The following is a 6676-nucleotide window of genomic DNA, read 5'->3' on the forward strand; positions in this document are numbered from 1 at the left end:
ACGGCTTCGAACGCAAAGACGCGACGACGCGTCCAAGGATTCGACGCGATGTTTTCTGGCGGGGGCCAATGCAGGACACGGGATCGCTTCGGCGCGCACGAATCTCCACTGACGCTTTTCCGGAAGCCAGGCGACTTCAGATGTGGCGCGAGGTCTATGGGCGCGGCATCGCCACCGTCGATATCGAGCCGATCGGAGACACTCCGTTCCACGCCGACGTGACCTTCAGCCAACTCTATGGCGTCAGCATCGCCTCCGGCTCGCGCTCGCCGGCGCATTACCGCGCCTCCAGGGAGCTCGCGACAAGAGCCAAGGATCTCATCGTCGTGAGTGTGCTGCGCTCAGGCCGCGCCAGCGCCACCCAGTTCGGCAAGGAGCTGATCTCCGGAATCGGCAGCGCGAGCGTGATCGCCCCGCTCGATCCCTCGACCAGCACCATGCTGACGGAAGGCAGCTTCGTCACCTTGCTGTTGCCCCTGCCGGTGATCGCGCGCCGTGCTCCGCACTATACACAGGCGTTCGGCCAGCCGATTCCGAGCTCCAACACCGCGCTGCGCCTTCTGACCCGCTATGTTGACATCGTCGCCGACGGCTCGGCGATCGATCCGGCGATCGCGCGCAGTGTATCCGAGCACATGCTCGACCTTGCCGCGCTCGCACTCGGCGCCCATGGCGACTATGCGGAGCTCGCACGCTCACGCGGCGGCACCGCCGCACGGCTGACCGCGATCAAGTCGGACATCCTGAAGGCGCTCGGCGACAGCGCGCTTTCGACGGAAGCCATCGCGATCCGCCACGGCATCTCGCCACGCTACGTGCGCAAATTGTTCGAGCAGGACGGCTCGTCGTTCTCGGCCTTCGTGGTCGCCGAGCGGCTGGCAAAGGCCCACCGCATGCTGGTCGACCAAAGCTTTGGCCATCTCAACATCGCGCAGATCGCCCATGAGAGCGGCTTTGGCGACGTCTCATACTTCAACCGCGCCTTCCGCCGCCATTTCGGCAGCCGCCCTTCCGATTTTCGCGAGGCGGCGAAATGCGTGTGGCGTGAGCAGCGCGAGTAGCAGCCTTACGTCAGCCCCAGCATGGCGCGCGCGTCCGCTGCTGTCGCGACGGTAGCGCCGAGGCTCTTGAGGATGCCTGCGGCATGGGCGACCAGCTCGGCATTGGTCTTCGCCAGCACGCCCTTCGACATATAGAGATTGTCCTCCATGCCGACGCGGACGTGGCCGCCGAGCAGCCAGGCCTGCGCCACCATCGGGAATTCGGCGCGTCCAATGCCGAAACCGGACCAGATCGCGCCCGGCGGCAACAGGCTGCGGGCATAGAACATCGTCTCCGGCGTAGCCGAGAAGCCGTACTTCACCCCGAGCACGAGGGAGAACAGGCCCGGCCCCTTCAGCGTGCCGTCGGCGAACATGTCGCGCGCGAGATGGCAGTCGCCGGAATCAAACAGCTCGATCTCGGGCAGCACGCCGGCCGCCTTCATGCGCTCGGCCATGATGCGGACGTTGCGCGGCGTGTTGATCACGACCTCGCCGCCGGAGTTCATGGTGTTGAGATCGAGCGTGCAGATGTCGGGCTTGAGCAACTCGATATGCTCGACGCGCTTTTCCGGCTGGATCAGCGTGGTTCCGGGTCCGGCAACGCGGGGATCCTCGACTGAGGGTACGAAGCGCCCGCCGGGACCGGTCGTGAGATTGATGACGAGGCTCTTGCTGCGAGCGCGGATCAACTCCACCACCTCGCGGTAGAGGTCGATCGACATCGAGGGCCGGCCGGTCGCGGGGTCGCGCACATGGATGTGGGCGATGGCAGCGCCGGCTTCGGCCGCTTCAAGCGCCGATGTCGCGATCTGCTCGGGCGTGATCGGCAAATAAGGGGACTGCTCGGGCTTTGTCAGGTTGCCCGTGATCGCGCAGGTGATGATGGTCTTACCAGTGGTCATGTGATGTTGCCCTTGCCCGTATACTCAACGCGACCGCTGCCCTCTTCCTTCTTCCCTGGTGGGAAAGTCAACAGCGGAAATGACCTACCAATATCAATCGGCAGGCGCCCGAGTGTATGGCCAGTGTAAAAAGTAGAAAATCCGCTGATACAAGCGGGAGATACGCCTCCCGCGCGGCCGACTCAAGCCGGAGGCTCTCACTCGGGATTGTCCAGCTTGTCGATCTCAGCCTTCGCCAGCGCTGTGGCTTTCTCGATGGCGTCTTGTCGCGTGAGGGTGCTGGGGTTCAACCGGCGTGAGACAAGGTTGTCCCAATAGAACCTGACCGATTTCCGTCCGTCGGCGAACCATACTTCAAGGCTGCCGCAGTCATCGTCTACGCCGCGGTGAGGAATGATGCGGATGGGGTCGCCTTCGGCCATGGCTGGATTGGTACCATTGCGGCAGGATGGGGACAACGGCGGGCAGTGCCACCGCCACGCTCGGGACGTGAGCTGCATGCCAGTTGAGTTATGCCCCCAGCCCCCTTTTTGAACGCTCCGGCATCCGGGAAGGACCGCCGACCTGCTTTTCGGATAGCGGATCATCGGTGCGACTGGAAATCATGCGGTACGCCGGAACCTCTAAGAGAAGCTGTCTTTGCTCGGCCATAGAGCGCCACTGCTTTGCGGTTTCCCTCATGCCGTGGCAGCTCGCAGCATCTCCCATCGCGTCTGCGAGGCGCTCGCAGCGGTCCGCGTACAGCAGAAACTCTGCTACTTTCTGCATGACTCGATAGCCCGACCGATCACGACATCTAGACTGTAAGCGAGCGGGCCGAGTTCATCATTTGCCCAAGTTAAGGCGCCGTCGATTCATTGAGCGATCGACGCCGGCGAGGCGTCGTCGCGTATCCTCATTGCTCGGCTTCAGATCGAACACCTTGCCGCGACCGGCACCCTCGTGATCTGGGAGCTGCAGTTTGGCGAATGCGGCCATTGGCTCGGCGATCTCGGTCTTCAGCTCGGAAACTTCCACCGATCCGCGCAACAACTCGCGCTTGGGCCTCGGCCAGCGTGCTGCAGATGGACCCGCTTACCGCCGACCACGCAAGCGAGCGTCGCGGCCTCGGCGACTGCAGCCGATGACTTGAACCATTTCGCCAGCCGAAACCACAAACATAGCAGAGAAGCTCGTGGGCAGAGCCAATGCAGCAGATTGCGGACTGGCTCGAGAAACTTGGGCTTGGGCAATACGCGCAGCGTTTTGCCGAGAACGGGATCGATGTTAGCGTCCTTCCCGAACTGACGGACGAGGACCTCGACAGGCTCGGGGTCCTGCTCGGCCATCGCCGTAAAATGCTGCGCGCGATTGCCGAAATCAATCGGGCCGAATTGGTCGCCGAGCGGGCACGTCGACACGACGCCGAACGCCGTCATCTCACGATACTGATCTGCGATCTGGTCGGCTCGACAGCCCTGACGGCCCGACTTGATCCAGAGGACATGAGCGCCGTGATCGATGCCTATCATGCCGCCTGTGCCCGTATCACGCTATCCTATGACGGTTTCCTTGCTGATTTCCGCGGAGACGGGATATTGGCCTATTTTGGCTATCCCCGCGCACACGAGGACGATGCCGAGCGAACCGTTCGAGCAGGGCTCGATATCATCGCCGCTGTTGCGAGGCTCGAAACACGTGCTCGAGAACCTCTCTCGGTGCGCATTGGCATCGCTACCGGCATAGTGGTGGTGGGCGACCTTGGTGGCGAAGGCAAGCTGCGGGAACACGCTGTGGTCGGCGACGCGCCGAACCTTGCGTCTCGCCTGCAAACGTTAGTCGAACCGAATACAGTCGTCATCGCGGAGTCCACGCGCCGGCTGCTAGGCGACCTTTTCTGTCTGCGCGACCTTGGCCAGCACGAGCTTAAGGGTATTGGCGAACCTGTCAGGGCATGGGCGGTCGAGGGCCCGTCGGCTCCCAATAGCCGCTTCGAGGCGGTCCGTCCGACCGGCCTGTCTGATCTCATCGGCCGCGAGGCCGAGATGGATTTCCTGCTGGACCGCCAACGCCTGGCCTGGAAGGGCGAAGGGCAAATCATCTTGATCTCAGGCGAACCTGGAATCGGCAAGTCCCGTCTCGCAGCAGCTCTCGCCGATCGTCTCGCCCGACAGGCGCACACGCGCTTTCGTTACCAGTGCTCAGCCTACCATGCCAATAGCGCGCTTCGTCCAGTCATTGACGCGTTGGAACGAGCGGCCGGGTTTAAGGCAGAGGATGCGCCCGGTCGACGCCTCGACAAGTTGGAAGCCCTGCTCGCCTCAAGCACAACGCAGGTTCACGCTGTGGCTCCGCTTTTTGCCGCATTGCTATCAATCCCCTTCGGCGACCGATATCCTCAACCGGTGTTCAGCCCGGCGCAACAGCGACGCCGGACGCTCGCAGCGTTGCTCGATCAGCTCGAAATTCATGCGCGCCGGCAACCCGTCCTGTTGCTGATCGAAGACGCGCAATGGGCCGACGATACGTCACTGGAGCTCCTCGATCTCATCGTCGAGCGAGCGCGCCAATTGCCGATCCTTGCACTGGTCACCTCCCGACCGGAGTTTGAACCACCTTGGGCTGGTCTCGCCAATGTCGGTACCTTGGCGCTCGATCGGCTCAACCGTGAGAACGTCGAACGTATCGTTACGCACGTGGCCAACGGCCGCGCGCTCCCCACCGAAGTGCTGAAACAGATCGTAGCAAAGACCGATGGAAATCCGCTGTTCGTCGAGGAACTCACCAAGGCTGTTCTCGAAGCGGACATCCTGGTTGAGCTCCCCGACGGCTATCGGCTTGATGCGCCCCTTCCGCCTCTGGCGATCCCGGAAACCCTTCAGGACTCCTTAATGGCGCGGCTCGACCGCCTGCATTCGGTGAAGCAGATCGCCCAAGTTGGTGCCACCATCGGGCGCGACTTTTCATATTCGTTGATCCGTGCGGTGATCCCACGCGACGAGACCGTGTTGAAGCATGCACTCACCGAACTGGAGCAGGCGGAACTGGTATACCGCCACGGCGAGCCGCCGGAGGCCGTCTACAGCTTCAAGCACGCGTTAGTCCGCGATGCGGCGTATGAGAGTTTGCTCAAGAGACGGCGGCAGCAACTGCATGGTCAAATTGCGCGCACACTCGAGGAAAAATTTTCGGATGTCGTGATGAGCGAGCCGGAAATCCTCGCGTACCATTTCACTGAAGCCGGCTTCATTGACCTCGCCACCAACTACTGGCTCAAGGCTGGTAATCGTGCGTTGAGCTGCTCGGCAAACGGTGAAGCCGTCAAGCATCTCAGGCGAGGAATAGAGCTGACTCGGCAATCGGCACAATCGCCCGAACGCGTTCGCAAAGAGCTGGATTTTTACCTTGCCCTTGGGCCGGCAGTGGCGGCAACCGAGGGCGATGCCGCGCACGAAACATCAAGGGTATTCTCACGTGCTCGCGAGCTGCTCGGCGACGCTGGCACGTTGAAAGAACAGATGACGATCCTCTGGGGAACCTACCTGGCTCACAGCATGCGGGCGGAGCATACCGCGGCGCTGGAGGTTACTCAGCAATTCTCAGCCTTGGCTTTAAAGCATGATCATCCTGGGGTGTCGGCGCTGGCGAACCGGTTCATGGGCCAGACCTTGCATTACATGGGCGCGTTCGTCGAAGCACGCGTTCATCTGGAGCGAACGCTCGCACTTTGCGCGACCAATCCAGAAGCGATCGCGACGTATCGTCGCTTCGGTGTCGACGATCAAGTCAACACTCTGTCGATGCTCGCATCAGTGCTGTTGCTGCTTGGCTGTCCAGAGCAGTCCGCCGCCGCTGCGGAGCGAGCCGAGAAGCGTGCCCGAGCAATAGGACGCACTTTCACGACCGCCTTAGCCTTCACTAACATGGCTGTCCTCGGCACGATGGGCGGCGATCCACAGCGGGCCCTGGCCCAGGCTGATGAAGCGATATCCCTAGGCGTCGACAATGAATTCGCTGCTCTCGTTCGAAGAGCACGTTTCTTTCGAGGGTCCCTGTTGGCCCAGGCTGGTGATCTCCAACTTGGCATCGAGCTCATGCGAAGTGCTTTGGCGGCGGCCGACTCGAACTCTGAGTGGAACCGGCGCACTCTTTATTTGTGCCATATCGCCTCTGCCCATGCGAGCCTCGGTCAGCCTGAAGTTGGCCTCGCCTTGTTGGACGAGGCCGTTCAACAGACCGAAGCAACAAGCGAACGGTTTTTCGAAGCAGAACTGTATCGCTTGCGGGGAGAGATTCGCTTGAGTTTGGGCGAGAAGGGCGCGGCGGAAGCTGAACTGCAGCGGGCATTGACGATCGCGCGGCAGCAGCAGGCCCGTTGGTGGGAATTGCGCGCCGCCACCAGCCTTGCGAGGCATTGGCATGACGAAGGCAGATATGTTGAAGCCATTTCCCTACTGGAGCCGATTTACATCTGGTTCGTCGAGGGGGGCGACACGCCTGATTTGAAAGATGCCAAACTCCTCTTGGACCAGCTGAACACCATGTCGCGTAGGCAAATGGGGGACGACAGGCGCTATCGCGTATGAAGAGAAACGTGGCGGGAAGCTCGCCTGCGGCCATCCTTCGAGACGCCCGCCTGCGGCGGCCGCTCAGGATGAGGTCACGTTTCGCGGCGAGATATCAAACCCTCATGGTGAGGGGCCCGCCGTAGGCGGGCGTCTCGAACCATGCAGGCCGAGCACGTTCGGCAAC

At 61.9% G+C, this 6676-nt stretch carries 5 protein-coding genes; 2 read left to right on the forward strand and 3 right to left on the reverse strand.

Going from position 1 to position 6676, the window contains the following annotated elements; translation table 11 throughout:
- Positions 1-140: 140 nt before the first annotated feature.
- Complete coding sequence (locus AC630_RS32745) at positions 141-1061, forward strand: AraC family transcriptional regulator (protein WP_167561322.1); 921 nt, start codon at positions 141-143, stop codon at positions 1059-1061.
- 5 nt (positions 1062-1066) lie between these two features.
- On the opposite strand, the gene AC630_RS32750 is transcribed toward AC630_RS32745, so the two are convergent.
- The 3 genes from AC630_RS32750 to AC630_RS32765 all read right to left on the reverse strand — a co-directional run bounded on the left by AC630_RS32750 (position 1067) and on the right by AC630_RS32765 (position 2962).
- A complete protein-coding gene (locus AC630_RS32750; protein ID WP_074122576.1) occupies positions 1067-1945 on the reverse strand; it encodes a beta-keto acid cleavage family enzyme in 879 nt (292 codons plus the stop codon).
- Between the two features lie 197 nt (positions 1946-2142).
- Positions 2143-2367, reverse strand: coding sequence for a hypothetical protein (locus AC630_RS32755; protein WP_074122577.1), 225 nt, complete (start codon positions 2365-2367; stop codon positions 2143-2145).
- Between the two features lie 403 nt (positions 2368-2770).
- Positions 2771-2962, reverse strand: coding sequence for a hypothetical protein (locus AC630_RS32765; protein WP_143198496.1), 192 nt, complete (start codon positions 2960-2962; stop codon positions 2771-2773).
- A 170-nt stretch (positions 2963-3132) separates the two neighbouring features.
- Between AC630_RS32765 and AC630_RS32770 the strand changes: the two genes are divergently transcribed.
- Positions 3133-6510 (forward strand): adenylate/guanylate cyclase domain-containing protein, encoded by a 3378-nt coding sequence (locus AC630_RS32770; RefSeq protein WP_074122580.1) that lies wholly within the window; start codon positions 3133-3135, stop codon positions 6508-6510.
- The last annotated feature ends 166 nt before the right edge of the window (positions 6511-6676 follow it).

It is taken from the genome of Bradyrhizobium sp. AS23.2, from assembly GCF_001908185.1.
GTDB lineage: Bacteria > Pseudomonadota > Alphaproteobacteria > Rhizobiales > Xanthobacteraceae > Bradyrhizobium.

Coding starts and splice junctions, on each gene's coding strand:
- AC630_RS32755 (WP_074122577.1), bottom strand. CDS start 2,367: ATGGCCGAAGGCGACCCCATCCGCATCATTCCTCACCGCGGCGTAGAC.
- AC630_RS32745 (WP_167561322.1), top strand. CDS start 141: ATGTGGCGCGAGGTCTATGGGCGCGGCATCGCCACCGTCGATATCGAG.
- AC630_RS32770 (WP_074122580.1), top strand. CDS start 3,133: ATGCAGCAGATTGCGGACTGGCTCGAGAAACTTGGGCTTGGGCAATAC.
- AC630_RS32750 (WP_074122576.1), bottom strand. CDS start 1,945: ATGACCACTGGTAAGACCATCATCACCTGCGCGATCACGGGCAACCTG.